Origin of the sequence: Candidatus Njordibacter sp. Uisw_039 (assembly GCF_047730075.1) — a bacterium.
Lineage (GTDB): Bacteria > Pseudomonadota > Gammaproteobacteria > Pseudomonadales > Balneatricaceae > Njordibacter.
In genome coordinates, this window is sequence record NZ_CP159831.1 from 2452893 (window position 1) to 2471266 (window position 18374).

Annotated in this window: 23 protein-coding genes; 4 read left to right on the forward strand and 19 right to left on the reverse strand. The window is 47.0% G+C overall.

Annotated elements, in window-relative coordinates:
- Nucleotides 1-17 precede the first annotated feature (17 nt).
- The 5 genes from ABXT70_RS11615 to cobU all read right to left on the reverse strand — a co-directional run bounded on the left by ABXT70_RS11615 (nt 18) and on the right by cobU (nt 4046).
- The gene (locus ABXT70_RS11615) at nt 18-863 is read right to left on the reverse strand and encodes a methylenetetrahydrofolate reductase (protein WP_443640655.1); all 846 of its coding nucleotides are present in this window, start codon (nt 861-863) and stop codon (nt 18-20) included.
- A gap of 126 nt (nt 864-989) precedes the next feature.
- Nucleotides 990-1793: an adenosylcobinamide-GDP ribazoletransferase gene (locus ABXT70_RS11620; RefSeq protein WP_443640656.1), complete on the reverse strand. Its 804-nt coding sequence runs from the start codon at nt 1791-1793 to the stop codon at nt 990-992.
- Nucleotides 1790-2404 (reverse strand): histidine phosphatase family protein, encoded by a 615-nt coding sequence (locus ABXT70_RS11625; protein WP_443640657.1) that lies wholly within the window; start codon nt 2402-2404, stop codon nt 1790-1792. The genes ABXT70_RS11620 and ABXT70_RS11625 overlap by 4 nt, the downstream gene beginning before the upstream one ends.
- Before the next feature lie 16 nt (nt 2405-2420).
- Nucleotides 2421-3476 (reverse strand): nicotinate-nucleotide--dimethylbenzimidazole phosphoribosyltransferase, encoded by a 1056-nt coding sequence (cobT, locus tag ABXT70_RS11630; protein ID WP_443640658.1) that lies wholly within the window; start codon nt 3474-3476, stop codon nt 2421-2423.
- Between the two features lie 18 nt (nt 3477-3494).
- The gene (cobU, locus tag ABXT70_RS11635) at nt 3495-4046 is read right to left on the reverse strand and encodes a bifunctional adenosylcobinamide kinase/adenosylcobinamide-phosphate guanylyltransferase (protein WP_443640659.1); all 552 of its coding nucleotides are present in this window, start codon (nt 4044-4046) and stop codon (nt 3495-3497) included.
- Between the two features lie 164 nt (nt 4047-4210).
- On the opposite strand from cobU, the gene cobO reads away from it, so the two are divergent.
- The 3 genes from cobO to ABXT70_RS11650 all read left to right on the forward strand — a co-directional run bounded on the left by cobO (nt 4211) and on the right by ABXT70_RS11650 (nt 6846).
- Entirely contained in the window at nt 4211-4816 is a 606-nt protein-coding gene (gene cobO / locus ABXT70_RS11640) for a cob(I)yrinic acid a,c-diamide adenosyltransferase (protein WP_443640660.1), read from the forward strand.
- 306 nt (nt 4817-5122) lie between these two features.
- The gene (gene fldB, locus ABXT70_RS11645; protein WP_443640661.1) at nt 5123-5638 is read left to right on the forward strand and encodes a flavodoxin FldB; all 516 of its coding nucleotides are present in this window, start codon (nt 5123-5125) and stop codon (nt 5636-5638) included.
- Nucleotides 5639-5640: 2 nt separating this feature from the next.
- On the forward strand, nt 5641-6846 hold the full coding sequence (locus ABXT70_RS11650; protein ID WP_443640662.1) for a CaiB/BaiF CoA transferase family protein: 1206 nt from the start codon (nt 5641-5643) through the stop codon (nt 6844-6846).
- Here ABXT70_RS11650 and ABXT70_RS11655 read toward each other — a convergent pair.
- Both ABXT70_RS11655 and ssb read right to left on the reverse strand, forming a co-directional pair.
- Nucleotides 6802-8010 carry an MFS transporter gene (locus ABXT70_RS11655; protein WP_443640663.1) on the reverse strand — a complete coding sequence of 403 codons (1209 nt, stop codon included), beginning with the start codon at nt 8008-8010 and terminating at the stop codon, nt 6802-6804. The two genes, ABXT70_RS11650 and ABXT70_RS11655, sit on opposite strands and share 45 nt — an antisense overlap.
- Before the next feature lie 123 nt (nt 8011-8133).
- A complete protein-coding gene (gene ssb, locus ABXT70_RS11660) occupies nt 8134-8688 on the reverse strand; it encodes a single-stranded DNA-binding protein (RefSeq protein WP_443640664.1) in 555 nt (184 codons plus the stop codon).
- 219 nt (nt 8689-8907) lie between these two features.
- Between ssb and uvrA the strand changes: the two genes are divergently transcribed.
- Complete coding sequence (uvrA, locus tag ABXT70_RS11665) at nt 8908-11736, forward strand: excinuclease ABC subunit UvrA (RefSeq protein WP_443640665.1); 2829 nt, start codon at nt 8908-8910, stop codon at nt 11734-11736.
- Between the two features lie 147 nt (nt 11737-11883).
- Here the strand turns inward: uvrA and rplQ are convergent, their stop codons facing one another.
- The 12 genes from rplQ to rplF all read right to left on the reverse strand — a co-directional run bounded on the left by rplQ (nt 11884) and on the right by rplF (nt 18370).
- On the reverse strand, nt 11884-12258 hold the full coding sequence (gene rplQ, locus ABXT70_RS11670; RefSeq protein ID WP_443627975.1) for a 50S ribosomal protein L17: 375 nt from the start codon (nt 12256-12258) through the stop codon (nt 11884-11886).
- A 49-nt stretch (nt 12259-12307) separates the two neighbouring features.
- A complete protein-coding gene (locus ABXT70_RS11675; protein ID WP_443640666.1) occupies nt 12308-13297 on the reverse strand; it encodes a DNA-directed RNA polymerase subunit alpha in 990 nt (329 codons plus the stop codon).
- A 35-nt stretch (nt 13298-13332) separates the two neighbouring features.
- Nucleotides 13333-13953 carry a 30S ribosomal protein S4 gene (gene rpsD, locus ABXT70_RS11680; RefSeq protein ID WP_443640667.1) on the reverse strand — a complete coding sequence of 207 codons (621 nt, stop codon included), beginning with the start codon at nt 13951-13953 and terminating at the stop codon, nt 13333-13335.
- Nucleotides 13954-13967: 14 nt separating this feature from the next.
- Nucleotides 13968-14357, reverse strand: coding sequence for a 30S ribosomal protein S11 (rpsK, locus tag ABXT70_RS11685; protein WP_046483944.1), 390 nt, complete (start codon nt 14355-14357; stop codon nt 13968-13970).
- 20 nt (nt 14358-14377) lie between these two features.
- The gene (rpsM, locus tag ABXT70_RS11690) at nt 14378-14734 is read right to left on the reverse strand and encodes a 30S ribosomal protein S13 (RefSeq protein WP_443640668.1); all 357 of its coding nucleotides are present in this window, start codon (nt 14732-14734) and stop codon (nt 14378-14380) included.
- A 106-nt stretch (nt 14735-14840) separates the two neighbouring features.
- A complete protein-coding gene (gene rpmJ, locus ABXT70_RS11695) occupies nt 14841-14957 on the reverse strand; it encodes a 50S ribosomal protein L36 (protein ID WP_443627979.1) in 117 nt (38 codons plus the stop codon).
- Nucleotides 14958-14992: 35 nt separating this feature from the next.
- Nucleotides 14993-16318, reverse strand: coding sequence for a preprotein translocase subunit SecY (secY, locus tag ABXT70_RS11700; RefSeq protein ID WP_443640669.1), 1326 nt, complete (start codon nt 16316-16318; stop codon nt 14993-14995).
- 1 nt (nt 16319) lies between these two features.
- Nucleotides 16320-16754, reverse strand: a complete 435-nt coding sequence (rplO, locus tag ABXT70_RS11705; RefSeq protein ID WP_046483947.1) for a 50S ribosomal protein L15 — start codon at nt 16752-16754, stop codon at nt 16320-16322.
- Nucleotides 16755-16765: 11 nt separating this feature from the next.
- Nucleotides 16766-16957, reverse strand: coding sequence for a 50S ribosomal protein L30 (gene rpmD, locus ABXT70_RS11710; RefSeq protein ID WP_046483949.1), 192 nt, complete (start codon nt 16955-16957; stop codon nt 16766-16768).
- Nucleotides 16958-16963: 6 nt separating this feature from the next.
- Entirely contained in the window at nt 16964-17464 is a 501-nt protein-coding gene (gene rpsE / locus ABXT70_RS11715; RefSeq protein WP_046483951.1) for a 30S ribosomal protein S5, read from the reverse strand.
- 12 nt (nt 17465-17476) lie between these two features.
- The gene (gene rplR / locus ABXT70_RS11720; RefSeq protein WP_046483952.1) at nt 17477-17824 is read right to left on the reverse strand and encodes a 50S ribosomal protein L18; all 348 of its coding nucleotides are present in this window, start codon (nt 17822-17824) and stop codon (nt 17477-17479) included.
- A gap of 12 nt (nt 17825-17836) precedes the next feature.
- Complete coding sequence (gene rplF, locus ABXT70_RS11725) at nt 17837-18370, reverse strand: 50S ribosomal protein L6 (protein ID WP_443640670.1); 534 nt, start codon at nt 18368-18370, stop codon at nt 17837-17839.
- Between the last annotated feature and the right edge of the window lie 4 nt (nt 18371-18374).

Here is an 18374-nt window from a genome sequence, read left to right on the forward strand (position 1 = left end):
TACCTTATGCATGGTGTTTACGCACTTTTAGCTAATCCAGATTGAGTGAGGGCGTGCAAAATTCCTTGCACCCACTGGGGTCGATTTAAAGTATATAAATGCACTTGATCAAGCCCTTGGTCAGCCAATCGGTCAATTTGTTTTAAGGCAATTTCTAAGGCCAATTGAAATTGATCATTGGAGTCACTTAGTCGCTCAAATTGTGCCACTATCTTCGTTGGCACCGTAGCGCCGCAACGAGCTGAAAAGCGTTGAATAGCCTGAATATCGTGAATAGGCATAATGCCAACCACTATAGGCACATCAATAGCGTACCCACGAATACTATCGGCAAACCCAAGTAAGGCATCTGTATCATAGCAATACTGCGTCATAATCTGGCTAGCTCCAGCCCCTACCTTAGCCGCCAAATGCCCTATATCTGCACTAGCGCTGCTGGCTTCAGGGTGAGTCTCTGGATAGGCTGCTACAGAGATGGTCCCATCAAACCAGTGCCGCAGCCCTGACACTAAATCGGCGCCGTAGGAATAGCCTTGTGGATGAGGAATGAACGCCCCATTAAGGCTGTCGCCACGCAGGGCAACTAGGTGATCTACTCCAGCTCCAGCAAATGCTTGAGCTGCTTGATTCACTTCGGCTGCACTCGCACCCACTGCGGTAATGTGGGCAGCAGCAACATGACCACGTTTTTGTAACCGCCGAACGGCGCTAAAACTCTCAGCCTGGCTCGAACCACCCGCACCATATGTCATTGAACTGAATTCAGGTTGCCAAGACTCGAGCCCTGCAAGACAGGTATCCAAGGCCAAACTACTAACACTGGATTTAGGTGGGAAAAACTCAAAGGAATAGCGACCAATCAAAGTAGGCTCCAGCGTTGACATAAGAAATAGAGGAGACTCTATTATGTCAGTTTGGGGCCAGACGTTGGATGAAAGCTTTACGTTAAAGATGAATGGAATTCAAGTTATTGCACTGTTAATAACCGCTTACAAATACAGATACATAGACAATACTAATAGCAACAGTAGCTCAATGACTTCAATGCTTGCACCCGCCGTATCGCCAGTCCAACCATTAATACGCTGCATCATCAGACGGCGCATAAGACTATAACCAAGGCCAACAGTTAGCAATATGGTTAATGATAACCAGAGGTTCTGATACAACATGAATACACCTAATGACGAGAACCAAAACCAAATCCACCTTGCCTGCGCTTGGTTTTTAAGCTCTGTGCCCAAACCTAGGCCTCTAACATAAGGCGTGTGTGCAACTAATAACATGACCTGAAACCTTGCCAACACAGGCACTAATACCAGCACCAACCACCACAAATGTGCTAATGTTTGAAGATGTGCAATCACCTCACTTAATGCCAACCACTTAAGTAATAACACCAATACTAAAACCACCACAGCGCTGGGGCCACAGGTTGGGTCTTTCATCAAATCTAAGGTACGTTGTTTATCACCAAAACCGCCAAGCCAAGCATCGGCGCTATCGGCCAAGCCATCTAAATGTAATCCACCAGTAACCCATACCCAAAGTACCAGCACCAAACCCGCCTGCATTTGTGGGCTTACGACCACTGCAAAACAATTTAGCATCACTGGTAACAAAACCAAACAGCCACCGATGACCACGCCTACGATTGGATAATAGAGCAACGCTTTACCTGCCACTTGTGATGATGGTGTGGTATTAGCAATGAAAAATACGCGATACACGGGGATACGGGTTAAGAACTGAAAAGCGAGTATTAACGCATGATAGTGTTGCTTAATGATCATACAAAGTCCTGCTTGGCGGTAAAGTCTACGCTGAGTTGATAGTCGGGCTGGCCGCGAGCATCATCAAAACACGCCACATGTAAGTGAGCTACGCCGCCATAGGGAAGATTTAAATTAAACAACCCTTTAGGACCCATGTGTAAAACAGAACCTAAGATAGCTCTAATAACCCCGCCATGAGTGACAAGCAGCATGTGTTCACATTTTTGCGTAATAGCGCATGCAACGTGCTCATGAAGTGCCTCCATAGACCTTGATTGTAATTGCGAAACTGATTCGCCATTAGGTGGCGAGCTTTCCATCGGGTTGTTCCAAAATGCACTTACAGCTTCAGGCTGTTTGTGCCATATTTCAGCACGGGATTTTCCGTCCCAGTCTCCAAAGGATATTTCTTGAAAGCGCTCATCTAGTTGCTCCTTAGGCGCAATTAATTCTGCAAATTGTGCGCATCGTTGTAACTGAGAACTTACTAGGTAATCTATCGGTAAAGAAAAACCAGCATAAGCCTGCTGCATTTGGGCTAATCCGTGAGCAGTTAAAGCTACATCCGTGTGGCCACGATAAATACCGTCTGCCTCAGTTTTACCGTGGCGCAACAAGCTAATTCTCATGGCAGATCAGCAGCCGTTAGGCCGACTTTTCAGAAACAGCAGCTTCTGCAAAGGTGGCCATTTCGTTATGGGTGACACAAGCACTCTTAAGTATAGACAAAGCAACACCAGCGCCACTACCTTCACCTAGCCGCATACCTAAATCAAGAATAGTGTCTGCACCCAATGAGGCCATCATAGTTTGGTGACCTGGTTCCGCAGATGCGTGTGCAAAGAACATCCAATCAGCTATTTGTGGTTGAATTTTGGCGGCTAAGATAGCAGCCGACGTGGTAATAAACCCATCCACCAAAATGGCCATACCCACTTGTGCTGCACGAAGGTAAGCCGCCGTTAAAGCTGCAATTTCTAAACCACCAACATGGCGCAGCGCTTCCAGTGGACTGGTCATGGCAGCAGCATGTTTTGCCAATGCCAACTCTATCACCTGGCTTTTATGGGAAACACCTTGCGCATCTAAACCAGTGCCAGGGCCTACCAAACTGGCGACACTTTGGCTTGTGGCCCATGCAGTCAATGCGGTGGCTGCTGAGGTATTGGCTATACCCATGTCACCACCGATAAAGAGTGTGGCCTTATTGGCCACTGCACGATCTACTGCGGCCTTACCTGCAGCCATGGCTTGGGAAAGCTGCGCTAGCGTCATCGCCGCTTGTTGAGCAAAATTAGAAGTGCCTGGCATAACGGTATTATCTACAATATTTTCCATCACTGACAAATCCACTATAGTGCCTAAATTTACCACCTCAAACTTGGCGTTATTTTGTCGTGCTAGGGCACATATAGCGGCTCTACCACGGGAGAAATTCTTTACCATCTCTCCAGTCACCACTTGAGGAAAAGCAGATACGCCTTCTGCAGCAACACCATGATCAGCCGCAAAAACTACTACTTGAGCATTATCTACACTAGGTTTATCTACACCCTGCATAGCGCACAAACGCACCGCCATGGTTTCTAAACTACCTAAAGATCCTGGCGGTTTGGTCAGTTGTCCTTGGCGCTCTATGCCGTGCTCTTTGGCGTTATTGTCAAGTGCTGCTAACGGCTGATTAATCCATTCAAGAGTCATAATAATTATTACTTCTGGTTAATGTGTAGGTTTATTTTTTAAATTTAATGGTAATCCAGCTACAGCCAAAGTCACCTCATCACATATCTGCGCTAGGCGCTGATTCATCAGCCCCGAATAGTCCTGAAATTGACGGCTTAACTCACCCATAGGCACAATGCCCGAACCCACTTCGTTGCTTACTAAGATCAGGTGGTGACGCGTGTTGCTCACCTGCATTATTAACTGATCCAATGTGGCATCAAGGTCCCTAGAAGGCCCGCATAGATGGTTACTAAGCCATAGTGTTAGGCAATCTACCAGCACGCAACAAGGAGTTTGATCTAACTCAAACAGGGTCTTACTGAGCGCTAAGGGCTCTTCAACTAAGCGCCAATGACTTGGCCTGCGTTGTTTATGCATAGACACTCTGTGGATCATGCTGCCTTGTTCATCACTATGATTCACTTCCGCCGTAGCCACGTAGACCACCTCTAAGCCACTATCCATCGCCGCTTGCTCAGCTAGGCCACTTTTGCCTGATCGAGCACCACCTAAAAACAGCTGTCGTAATGCTACGGGAGACGTCATGGCAGGTATCCGTGAAGTTTATGTCATTGATATGTGCCACAGTTTATAGTGATCCTTTGCCCTTTAATACTTAAAAGCGACTCTCTTAAATCAATCTTAGAATATACGCCTTGTCGACTAGTGCACCTATGGGTACACTGCGGCATATATTGAGGATAGTAACCATGAAAAAACCTGTTAGTAATGAAAAACACCAACAACGTATGAGCAAAGTTAAGCAGCAAATCGACAAGAAAATTGCTCAAGCCGATAAAGAACAAGGCGTATCTGTATTACTCACCGGTAACGGCAAGGGCAAAAGCAGTTCCGCCTTTGGCATGCTGGCACGTAGCTTAGGATATGGCCATAATTGCGCAGTGGTGCAGTTTATAAAGGGCGATTGGGAATGCGGCGAAGAGTTGTTCTTTAGTCAACTAACCAACGTATCATACCATGCTATGGGTGCTGGATTTACGTGGGAAACTCAAAACCAAGATGCAGATAAAGCCGCTGCAGAGAAGGCGTGGACACTAGCCGCATCCTTACTAGCAGACCCTAACATCCATTTTTTAATTTTAGATGAGCTCACCTATATGTTTAACCACGGCTGGCTAGACCTAGAAAAGGTGACACAAGCGATACTTGAACGCCCAGTAAGTATGAACCTTGTCGTCACTGGCCGAGGTGCGCCAGATGGGCTTATGGCAGTATGTGACACTGTGAGCGAAGTAAAAGATGTTAAACATGCCTTTAGAAATGGCATTAAAGCCCAACGCGGCATAGAATTTTAGACTAAACTTTAAACAGCCCATAGGGTATTGGAACTTTTCCATTAACATTCAACTCGAGCCGTTCTTTGGCATCCATACTACCGTGGCATAATGTACTTCTGTACATAAAAAAATGGCCTGAGTTACCCCAGGCCATAAAATCGCCACTAATGCTGTGGAAAGCCACACCACTTTACCTACAGCTATTCAACCTGCCAAGTAAATGGCTTAGAATTCAGAATAGTTCCTAGGTTATTTTAGAATACCTAGGTTGATATCTGCATTTACACCTATACTTATCCTTAAAGCTATTTTGAGATTTATACCATGGCGATTGCACTATTTTTTGGTTCTACCACAGGCAATACGGAAGACATTGCCGACCAAATTCGTGACATCTTGGGTTCTGATAAAGTTGACATCTACAACGTAGCTGATGATTCTGTAAGTCTAATGATAGGGTACGAGACCGTCATTTGCGGCATCCCCACCTGGGACTACGGTGAACTCCAAGCTGATTGGGAAGATATCTGGGAAGAGATAGACGCATTAGACCTAACAGGCATACAAATGGCTTTCTTTGGATGTGGCGACCAAGTTGGTTACCCCGAATGGTACCAAGACGCTATGGGGCTATTACATGACAAATGCCTTGGCCTTGGTGCCACTGCAATTGGTTACTGGCCAACCACTGGTTACGAGTACGAAGTGTCCAAAGCGGCCACTGCTGATAGCAGCCACTTTATAGGCTTGGCTGTAGATGAAGACGGTCAACACGAACTCACAGACCAGCGTGTTAATGCGTGGTGCCAGCAACTATTGGAAGAAATAAATGAGGGCTAGTTATGGATTCTAATGGGCCCTTATCAGGCTATCGGGTCATTGAACTAGGGCAGTTACTTGCTGGCCCTTTTGCAGGCTGCATGCTGGGTTATTTTGGCGCTGAAGTCATTAAAATTGAGTCTCCAAATGGAGGTGACCCCATTCGCAATTGGCGTCAAATGAAAGATGGCACCTCGTTATGGTGGTATTCATTAGCTAGAAATAAGAAATCAGTCACTATAGACCTGAAAACCAAAGCCGGCATTGCCTTAGTGAAACAACTGATTAATTCTGCCGATATTGTGATAGAAAACTTTCGCCCAGGGGTGGTAGAAAATTGGGGTATTGGACCCGATGAATTCAAACAATCAAACTCAAAACTCGTTTATGCTCGTATCTCTGGTTATGGCCAAACAGGCCCCTATGCCAGCAAACCAGGTTTTGCCTCTGTGTGTGAAGGCATTAGTGGTTTTCGTTACGTAAACGGTCACCCAGAACAAGCACCCGTAAGGCCAAATCTAAGCATTGGTGACACCATTTCTGGCATTCATGCCGCACTAGGGATCTGTTTAGCGCTGCTTGAACAAAAAAACAGCGGTACAGGCCAAGTAGTGGATGTGGCTTTGTACGAATCTATGTTTAATTTAATGGAGGCGGTGGTTCCCGAATACGATAGTGCCAATGTTATTCGACAACCTTCTGGCAGCACAGTCACTGGTATTGTCCCCACCAACACTTACCGCTGTTTAGACGGCAAGTACGTGGTAATTGGGGGTAATGGTGATTCAATTTTTCAGCGGTTAATGACCGCTGCAGGGTGCCCAGAAATGGCACAGGACCCCGGTCTGTCTTCCAATGCAGGACGGGTAAAACATGAGGCTAAAATAGACCAAGCCCTGTCTGTTTGGTGTGCAGAAAATGATTCCACCAGCATCCTTCAAATCCTAGATATAAATAGAGTGCCAGGTGGGCCAATTTATAACGTAGAAGACATGGTAAATGACGAGCACTTTAATGCCCGAGGTTTATTCGAAAGTGTCGAGATAAACGGAGAAGCACTAAAGATCCCAGCCATTTTGCCAAAACTCGACAAAACCCCTGGTTCCACACGCTGGCCTGGGCCAGAATTGGGCAGCCACAACCACCAAGTTTTGAGTGAGTTGTTGGGATTATCCGCTGCAGATTTAACGCAACTTGCCCAGGATGGCGTTATAAAAAAACCAAATTAACGCTATTAGCTGAAGACCTAACGCCCATATCCACGCTGTGGCGTATGCCGTTTGTGGGTAGACACCCACAGCATCTGCAGGCCATAGGTTAATCACTATACCTAGGCCCCACTGACAGCCAAAAGCGACTATAAATACACACAAATTTAAGCTGGTATTAATACGCCCTACTAAACTTTTAGGCACCGATTGAGATAAATAAGCGTACATAAGCACCCCTGAAGTACCAAAAAACCCACTCAACCCCCACCATAAATGATGCCATTCACTCCATTCATGGATAATCACCCACTGGCTGACCATATACACCAGCATGCCTGAAACACTGACCACATAGCCGCTAATACCCAAGCGGTGTAAACTTGCTGCAAGCCAACCCAGTACAACAAAACCGGCCGTCATAGCAACAGCCATGGTGAGAATTATTTGCGCTGCCTCAGTATTAGATAACGCCAAATAATCTCGCAACCAATAACCGGACCACAAACCAACAAAAGCGCCAAAAACGCCTTGAGTGGCTACAGATAGAGGGGCCATCTGGTAGAAGCTGGGGCTTTTAATCACCTGCCATAGCTCTACTAGCTGCTGCTTTAAATTCTGTCCCTTTGAGCTGATTTCGTACTTTGGCACTAGGCTATAAACTAACACACTAGCTAAAATAGAAGCCACAGCCATACCTTGGAATAGCAGCCTCCAATCACCCCAAGTTAAAAACCACTGCACAGGGGTTGATGCTGAGATCACACCTAAGCCACCAGCCATCAACTGCAGACCGTTCACTAAGGGTAATTTTTCTGAGGGCAAAAGGTTGGCGTAGGCAGTAAATGCCGCCATTAAGCAAGCCGATACACCAATACCAATAAGCCCGCGTCCTATTAACAATTCCACGGCAGAATCTGCAGAGGCAAATACTAGCGAGCCCAATGCCGCAACTAACAATAAAGCTGCGCTAACCTTGCGACTCTCATAACGGTCTAGCAATAACCCTAAGGGCAACTGGCATAATGCGAAGGTTAATAAATAGGCGCTACTCACCAGGCCCATTTGGTTAGCGTTTAAACCAAATTCTTGCACCAAATCGGGTGCGATAGCCACGTTAACAACACGATATAGAAACGATAAAAAATAACCAAAAGCAAAAGGCACAAACAATTTGAACAACATAGACTTACCTCTAGTAGAGACGTTCACACACTGCGTACATTAAGATGTCTAATAAAAACAAAAAAAGCCCCTAGGATCAGAGGCTTGTAATGTAACACTTAATTGAAATTCATCAAGCTTCTATTAAAACGGAATATCATCATCAAAACCATCATCAAACCCACCTGCTTGCTGCTGTTGCTGGGCTTGTGGTTGCTGCTGCGCTGGAGGTTGCTGCTGGTAAGGCTGCTGCTGCTGTTGTGGACGACCCTGTGGCGCTTGCTGGTTGTGATTTTGCTGCTGACCTTGGCCACCTTGATTAGGCGCAAAACCACCCGCGTTAGCGCCATCTTGCGCACCACCTTGGCGGCTATCTAACATTTGCATTTCAGAGGCCACTATTTCAGTGCTGTAGCGCTTTACGCCATCCTGCTCCCACTGACGTGTGCGCAAAGAGCCTTCAACATAAATCTTTGAACCTTTACGTACGTATTCGCTAGCAATTTCTGCCAAACGGTTAAAAAATACCACTCGGTGCCATTCTGTGCGCTCTTGGGGTTGGCCTGTTTGCTTGTCTTTCCAAGATTCTGATGTCGCTATGCTCAGGTTTGTTACCGCACCGCCGCTAGGCATGTATTTTGTTTCTGGGTCACCGCCCACGTTACCTACTAATATAACTTTATTGACGCCTCGTGCCATGATTTTCTCCTGATGTATGAGTAATGAGTTGCTGTATGTGTTAGCACACTAAAAGTGTCCAATTATCGTAAATTGGGTGAAAATTATAGGCCTTATGTTGCCATTATTCAAAGCCTAAACCTCTTATTTTACTGCGCTCTGTCGAGACCGTCTTTAAATGCTGTTATAGGGCTGAGGTTATGCCTATAATGGCTGGTTTGCCCCTTAGCGGATTGATCCATGGATACTATAATAGTACGCGGCGCGCGCACCCACAATTTAAAGAACATAGACATAGATATTCCGCGCGACAAGCTCGTTGTCATTACAGGTCTTTCTGGTTCTGGCAAATCTTCTTTGGCCTTCGACACCCTCTATGCAGAAGGCCAAAGGCGTTATGTAGAATCGTTATCGACTTACGCAAGACAGTTCCTGTCGATAATGGAAAAGCCCGACATTGATCATATTGAAGGCCTTTCTCCGGCTATTTCCATTGAGCAAAAATCTACTTCACACAACCCACGCTCTACCGTTGGTACCATTACTGAGATCTACGATTACCTGCGGTTACTATTTGCCCGCGCTGGAGAACCCCGCTGCCCAGATCATGATCTTCCACTCGCTGCGCAAACTGTGAGCCAAATGGTGGATCAGGTATTAGCCCAAGAAGCCGATCAGCGCTTAATGCTCCTTGCTCCAGTGGTACAAAACCGTAAAGGTGAGCACTTACATACCCTAGACGAGCTACGTAGCCAAGGTTATATACGTGCTCGTATTGATGGAACTCTATGTGACTTAGACGACACTCCTGATTTAGAAAAGAACAAAAAACACACTATAGAAGTTGTCATCGATCGCTTTAAGGTCAAGCAAGGTTTGCAGTTACGTTTGGCTGAGTCTTTTGAAACCGCACTAAACTTGACAGATGGCATCGCCAAAGTCGCTTCAATGGACGACCCGGCAGCCCAAGAGATGATTTTTTCATCACGTTTTGCGTGTCCCACCTGTGGCCACTCTATTGCAGAATTAGAACCACGCTTATTTAGCTTCAACAGTCCTTCCGGTGCTTGCCAAACCTGTGATGGTCTTGGCATTCGTCAATTCTTTGATGCAGGAAAAGTGGTACAGCAACCAGCCAACAGTTTGTCTGAAGGCGCTATTCGAGGCTGGGATCGACGCTCTATATATTACTACGGCCTGCTCAGCGCCATGGCTAAACACTATAGCTTTAGCATGGATACGGCATGGAATGGGTTGTCAGATGATGTACAAAAACTCATTCTTTACGGCACAGGAAAAGTGTCCGTTGAATTTAACTACATTAATGATCGCGGCGACAAAATAAGCCGTAACCACCCCTTTGAAGGCATTATTAACAACATGCAAAGGCGTTACCGCGAGACCGAGTCCAACATGGTGCGCGAAGATCTTGGCAAATACCTCAACATGCAACCCTGCCCTAGTTGCGATGGTAGCCGGCTGCGGGTAGAAGCTCGTCACGTATTTATTGACGGGTTAAATCTGCCACAAATCACCAGTAAAGCCGTAGGAGCCAGTGCAGACTATTTTGCCAACCTCAAATTAGCAGGCAAGCAAGGTCAGATTGCAGACAAGATCTTAAAAGAAATCCGCCTGCGCTTAGACTTTCTGGTAAACGTAGGATTAGACTACCTTACCCTTGACCGCAATGCTGACACTCTTTCTGGTGGAGAAGCGCAACGTATTCGCCTTGCAAGTCAAATTGGCGCTGGCTTGGTGGGGGTTATGTATATCCTTGATGAACCGTCCATTGGATTGCACCAACGAGATAATGAACGCCTGCTAAAAACCCTTATCCACCTGCGAGACCTTGGTAACACGGTAATTGTGGTAGAGCACGATGAAGAAGCTGTGCGCCTTGCTGACCATGTGATCGACATAGGCCCTGGCGCGGGTGTCCACGGCGGTCGCATTGTTGCCCAAGGCACACCAGAAGAAGTCATGGCTAACCCAAACTCACTTACGGGGCAGTATCTCAGTGGCGTTAAGTGCATCCCTGTACCCAGCAAACGCAACCCTGCTAAAAAGGATAAATGGCTCAAGCTATTAGGCGCCAGAGGCAACAACCTACAAGACGTCAATCTGGCCATTCCAACGGGCCTGATGACTTGCATTACCGGCGTCTCGGGCTCAGGCAAGTCGACCCTCATCAACGCTACACTGTATCCATTAGCAGCCACTCTACTTAACAAGGCCACCACTCTAGTCGCAGCCGCCCATGATAAAGTGGAAGGCTTAGACCTAATGGACAAGGTAGTGGACATAGACCAAAGCCCCATTGGTCGCACCCCTCGCTCCAACCCGGCAACCTATACCGGCATATTCACCCCCATTCGTGAGTTATTTGCTGGCACTCAAGAGTCTCGCTCCCGCGGCTACAAACCCGGCCGCTTTAGCTTTAATGTCAAAGGCGGACGCTGTGAAGCTTGTCAGGGTGATGGCGTGATCAAGGTAGAAATGCACTTCTTGCCAGATGTTTATGTACCTTGTGATGTATGTAAGGGCAAGCGCTACAATCGGGAAACCTTAGAAATCCAGTACAAAGGCAAAAATATTACCGAAGTATTAGGCATGACTGTGGAAACAGCGGTTGAGTTTTTTGCGGCGGTACCGATGATTCACCGCCGTTTAAAAACCTTAATGGACGTAGGCTTGAGTTACATTAGTTTAGGCCAAAATGCTACCACCCTTTCTGGTGGTGAGGCCCAGCGGGTTAAGCTATCCCGTGAGCTATCAAAGCGTGATACTGGCCAAACCTTATACATTTTGGACGAACCCACCACAGGTCTTCATTTCGCCGATATACAACAGTTATTAGTTGTACTACACCGCCTGCGTGATCATGGCAATACCGTGGTAGTGATTGAACATAACCTAGACGTAATTAAAACGGCAGATTGGCTTGTGGATTTGGGCCCCGAAGGCGGCAACAAAGGGGGGCAGATCATTGCTACCGGCACTCCAGAGGAAGTTGCGGCTAACCCTGCATCACATACGGGGCGATTTTTGGCACCTTTGTTGCTTCGTTAGGGCCAACCTTATGGGGATCAGTTGCTTGATCTCCATAAGCATCTCTGGCTTATTCTTTGCTAACCAACGCACTTACCCTAATACCTAGATATAACTTCGGCCAAAAAAAACCCAGCGCAAGGCTGGGGTTTTTAATACTGTAGAAAGTTACTCGTCGCTAGTTACAGGACGATCAACTAATTCTACATAGGCCATAGGGGCATTATCACCAGGGCGAAAGCCACATTTCATAATGCGGATATAGCCACCAGGACGAGCCTCATAACGAGGGCCCAGTTCATTAAACAGCTTGCCAACTGCTTCTTTGCTACGAGTGCGAGCAAAGGCCAAACGGCGGTTAGCAACGCTATCTTCCTTAGCAAGGGTGATCAGTGGCTCAGCCACACGACGCAATTCCTTCGCTTTAGGTAGGGTGGTTTTAATCAATTCGTGCTCGAACAAAGATACAGACATGTTCTTGAACATGGCCTTACGATGAGAGCTGGTACGATTTAGATGACGACCACTTTTACGATGACGCATTTGTTAGTTCCTTATCAAACTAAGTTTGAATTTTTAGCCGGTTAAGACGTTATGCTTGGTTGCCTTTCAACATGGCCGGTGGCCAGTTTTCTAAACGCATTCCAAGTGACAAGCCACGAGAGGCTAGTACGTCTTTAATTTCGGTCAGTGACTTCTTACCGAGGTTCGGAGTTTTAAGCAACTCAACTTCGGTGCGCTGAATCAGATCACCAATAAAGTTTAAGTTTTCTGCTTTTAGGCAGTTGGCCGAACGTACAGTCAGCTCAAGATCGTCTACTGGACGTAGAAGAATCGGATCAATTTCCGGCTCATCAATCTTAGCTTCTGGTTCGTTGTCGTTTTCCAAAGCCACAAACACTGCCATCTGACGTTGCAGAATAGTAGCAGCGCTACGGATTGCTTCTTCAGGATCTATAGTACCGTTGGTCTCTAGATCTATCACTAGCTTGTCCAAGTTAGTACGCTGCTCTACACGCGCACTTTCAACCGCGTATGCAACACGCAATACAGGGCTGAAAGAAGCGTCTAGTTGTAGCTTACCAATGGCGTGAGTTTCATCTTCACCAAAGTCGCGAGTGTCGGCTGGCTCATAGCCAGCGCCGGCACGCACAGTAAGCTGCATTACTAGCTTGGTTGCAGTATTTAGATGGGCAATCACATGGTCTGGGTTAGCCACCTCAATGTCGTGGCTCAGTGCGATGTCGGCAGCAGTTACAGTACCAGGACCCTGTTTAGTCAGGGTTAGGACTGCTTCATCGCCAGTGTGCATAGTTAGTGCAACGCCCTTAAGGTTAAGCAAGATTTCGATAACGTCTTCTTGCACTCCCTCAATGGAGCTGTACTCATGCTCAACACCGTCGATTTCTACGTCAACGATTGCCGCGCCTGCCATTGAAGACAGTAAAATACGACGCAAAGCGTTACCTAAAGTGTGGCCAAAGCCACGCTCTAACGGCTCAAGAGTAATCTTAGAGCGGGTATCACTTACACGTTGCACTTCGATGTTACGCGGTGTCAAAATATCGCTGGTTGAAGTCATGGACTCACCTTTCACTGGGGCAATTAAAAAAGAGTTTACTTAGAGTAAAGTTCTACAATCAATTGCTCATTAATTTCGGCAGGCAGCTCGCTACGCTCGGGTGTACTTTTAAAAGTACCTTCCAATTTAGTAGTATCTACATCACACCACTCTACTGCGGCACGCTGGGCGGCCAACTCTAGAGCACTTTTGATGCGCAACTGCACTTTTGCCTTTTCACGGATGGAGATAACGTCACCTTCAGCCACTTTATAGCTTGGGATGTTTACTGTCTGGCCGTTAACCAAAATGCTCTTATGAGAAACAATTTGACGTGCTTCGGCACGGGTAGAGCCGAAGCCCATACGGTAAACAACGTTATCTAAACGCGTCTCTAGCAAGCCCAACAAGTTAATACCTGTTGCGCCTTTAAGACGATCCGCTTCTTTGTAGTAATTACGGAATTGACGCTCAAGAACACCATACATACGACGAACTTTTTGCTTTTCACGTAACTGTGTGCCGAACTCAGACAGGCGGCTACGGCGTGCGCCGTGTACACCTGGAATGGTATCAGCTTTACATTTTGAATCTAATGCTCGCACACCGCTCTTAAGGAACAAATCTGTTCCTTCACGTCGAGACAGCTTGCAAACGGGTCCAATATATCTTGCCATTTGATCCTACCCCTTTATACGCGACGCTTTTTAGGCGGGCGACAACCATTATGTGGAATTGGAGTCACATCTGTAATGTTGGCAACCTTAAGGCCGCAACCGTTTAAAGCACGAACCGCAGACTCACGTCCTGGTCCTGGGCCTTTAACAAATACATCAATGTTCTTCAATCCAAATTCCATTGCTGCTTTACCAGCACGCTCTGCAGCCACCTGGGCGGCAAAAGGCGTGCTCTTTCGAGAGCCACGGAAACCAGAACCACCAGCTGTTGCCCAGCTCAGTGTATTGCCCTGGCGATCGGTTAAAGTAACGATCGTATTGTTAAAAGAGGCGTGGATGTGCGCTAGGCCATCTGCTACCTGCTTTTTAACTTTTTTACGTGTACGAGTACCTGGCTTAGCCATGTTGATATCCTGTACTTAGCTTATTTGCGAATTGGCTTAGTCGGGCCTTTACGGGTCCGAGCGTTAGTCTTGGTACGTTGACCACGTAGCGGTAAGCTACGACGATGACGTACACCACGATAACAACCTAAGTCCATCAATCGCTTAATATTCATTGAGATTTCGCGGCGTAAATCGCCTTCGACGTTCATTGTAGCAATGGCGTTACGAATCTCATCTAATTTCTCTTCGCTCAAATCACGAACCTTGGTGCTTTCCTCAATACTGAGGTCGGCGCAGATCTGCTGAGCAGTAGGTCGGCCAATACCAAAGACATAAGTCAACGAGATAACCGTGTGCTTATTGTCTGGAACATTGACGCCAGCTATACGAGCCATTCAATTTACTCCGTTCGAGGCACTCAAAAAGTGCTTCGTTTTTTATTCTCTTCGTCACAGAAGGCGGCGAATTATACACCCCCCCACCTTACTACGTCAATCAAGCTTAGCCTTGGCGTTGCTTATGACGTGGTTCAACTTTGCAGATCACTCGAACTACACCGCTGCGACGTACGATTTTACAGTTTCGGCACATTTTCTTTACAGATGCACGTACTTTCATTTCGAACTCCTAAATTCCTGGGGCTAATATTGGGCTTAACCTAAAAGACCGCCATTACCCTTTAAATTCGATTTCTTCATCAGGGAACTGTACTGGTTAGACATTAAGTGAGATTGCACTTGGGACATGAAATCCATGACCACAACTACAACGATCAACAATGATGTACCACCAAAGTAAAAAGGCACATTCCATGCAATTACTAAGAACTGCGGCATTAGCGAAACCGCGGTAATGTAAAGTGCACCAAATAACGTTAACCGACCCAATACAGTGTCGATATAGCGCGCCGATTGTTCACCTGGGCGAATGCCTGGGATAAAAGCCCCAGACTTCTTCAAGTTATCCGCCACGTCTTTCGGGTTAAAGACCAATGCGGTATAAAAGAAGCAAAAGAACACAATACTTACTGCAAACAGAAGTATATAAAGGGGCTGACCCGGCGCTAGCGCCATGGAAATATCCTGCACCCATTGCATGCTATCTGCTTGACCAAACCACTGACCGATTGAAGCCGGTAGTATTAAAATGGCCGATGCAAAAATTGGCGGTATGACCCCCGCCATATTCACCTTCAAGGGCAAGTGGCTGGACTGAGCGGCGAATACCTTATTACCTTGCTGACGCTTGGCATAATTAACGGTAATACGACGCTGACCACGCTCCATGAACACCACAAATGCGATGGTCGCGAGCGCCAGTACGGCGATTGCCAGCAGGGCGATAATGTTTAAGTCACCCTGACGGGCTGCCTCAAACGATTGTCCTACCGCTCCAGGAAGACCTGAAACGATACCTGCAAAGATGAGTATTGAGATGCCGTTACCAATGCCCTTTTCTGTCACTTGCTCACCAAGCCACATTAAGAATACTGCACCCGACACCAAGGTTATGACTGCAACGAAATAAAAGCTGAGGTCTGCATTAAAAGCAATTCCTTGCCCAGCAAGACCGACCGCCATAGCTAAAGACTGTACCGTGGCTAATATCACAGTACCGTAGCGGGTGTATTGACTTATTTTCCGTCGACCAGCTTCACCTTCCTTCTTCAGCTGCTCTAACTGTGGGCTTACCACAGTCATAAGCTGCATGATTATCGAAGCCGATATGTAAGGCATAATGCCCAAGGCTAAGATACTCATGCGCTCCAATGCACCACCCGAGAACATGTTAAACATGGCGAGGATAGTGCCTTGATTCTGCTCAAACATAGCGGCAAGGCGGTCCGGATTAATTCCAGGAACTGGAATGTGTGCCCCGATACGATACACCAAAATGGCGATCAGAACGAAGCGCAAGCGAGACCATAGCTCACTTAACCCACCTTGATTGCCCGCTGGCGACTTACCTTGCTTTGCCATACTATGCCTCGATCTTACCGCCAGCTGCTTCAATAGCAGCTGCTGCGCCCTTAGTTACGCGCAAACCTTTGACAGTAACTGCCCGGGTTAACTCGCCACTAAGAATGATTTTGGCATCTTTCATGCGATCGTTGATCACGTCAGCAGCTTGTAGTGCCGCTAAGTCAATCACGTCGACATTCATACTTGCCAATTCGCTTAACCGCACTTCAGCTACAAATGCAGCTTTGCGCGAGGTAAAACCAAACTTAGGTAGACGCCTTTGTAGAGGCATCTGGCCGCCTTCAAATCCTGGCTTAACACTGCCACCAGAACGAGACTTTTGACCTTTGTGACCACGGCCACACGTCTTGCCCAAACCTGAACCGATGCCACGACCTACGCGCTTTGGCGCGTGGGTAGAACCTTCAGCTGGGGATAGAGTATTTAAACGCATATCAATTTCCCTTATTCGCCTTCAACGCGAACCATGTAGTTGACCTTATTGATCATGCCGCGTACAGATGGAGTGTCTTCCACTTCTACTGTATGCCACATGCGCTTGAGGCCGAGACCTTTGACGCAATCACGGTGACGTGGCAATTTGCCATGCACGCTGCGTACAAGGGTGACCTTGATCATAGACTTTTTTGTTGCCATGACTAATTACCCCAAAATTTCTTCGACAGTTTTACCACGCTTAGCTGCAATCTCTTCGGGAGAGTTCATGGCTTTTAGGCCATTGAATGTTGCACGCACTACGTTTACCGGATTGGTAGAACCGTAGCACTTAGCTAATACGTTATGGACACCAGCCATCTCAAATACAGCACGCATTGCGCCACCAGCAATTACGCCAGTACCATCAGATGCTGGCTGCATGTATACCTTAGAGGCACCATGGCGAGCTTTGATTGCGTATTGAAGGGTAGTACCGTCCAATTCCACTGTAATCATGTTGCGACGTGCAGCTTCCATAGCTTTTTGGATTGCAGCAGGCACTTCGCGAGCCTTACCACGTCCAAAACCTACACGGCCTGCGCCATCACCTACCACTGTTAAAGCGGTAAAGCTAAAGATACGACCACCTTTAACCACTTTAGATACACGGTTAACCTGTACCAAACTTTCTTGCAGGTCGCCGTCTTTCTGTTCAATGTTAGCCATTGTCATATTTCCTTAGAACTGCAAGCCAGCTTCACGCGCGGCATCAGCCAACGCCTTCACTCGGCCGTGGTATTTAAATCCAGAACGGTCAAACGCAACCGTCTCGACACCTGCTTCTTTAGCGCGAGTTGCGATCAACGTGCCTACTTGTGCAGCCGCATCAGCGTTGCTAGTAGCGCCTGAACGCAAGCTAGAATCTAATGTAGAAGCCTGAGCCAATACCTTAGAACCATCGCCAGAAATAACTTGTGCGTAGATGTGCTGCGGCGTGCGGTTAACACACAAACGAGTCACACCTAGGTCACGCATCTTATAACGTGCGCGTGCGGCGCGACGTAATCGTGCAATTTTCTTTTCCATCGTTATCCTACCTTACTTCTTCTTAGCTTCTTTACGACGCACATACTCGTCTGCATAGCGGACACCCTTACCTTTATAAGGCTCTGGTGGACGGAAGGCGCGAATCTCGGCGGCCGCTTGGCCAACACGTTGCTTGTCGACACCGGAAACTACGACTGTAGTTTGGTTAGGGCACTCAGCAGTGATGCCTTCAGGTAACTGGTAATCTACCGGATGGGAAAAACCCAACGTTAGATTAAGTACAGAACCTTTAGCGGCAGCACGGTAACCAACACCTTGTAATAACAAAGTCTTCGCGAAACCGTTAACTACGCCGTTGACCATGTTGTTTACTAGGGCACGGGTAGTGCCTGACATGGCGATGGCGAGCTTGCTATTGTTGCGAGCACCGAAGGTGATTTCATTGTCAGCTTGGTTAACTTCTACATCTTGGTGAATAACCAAGTCCAAAGAACCTTTACTGCCTTTAACGGTCAAATCGCGACCATTAATTGTAACGGTGACCCCTGTAGGCAAAGCTACAGGGCTTTTTGCTACTCGTGACATGACA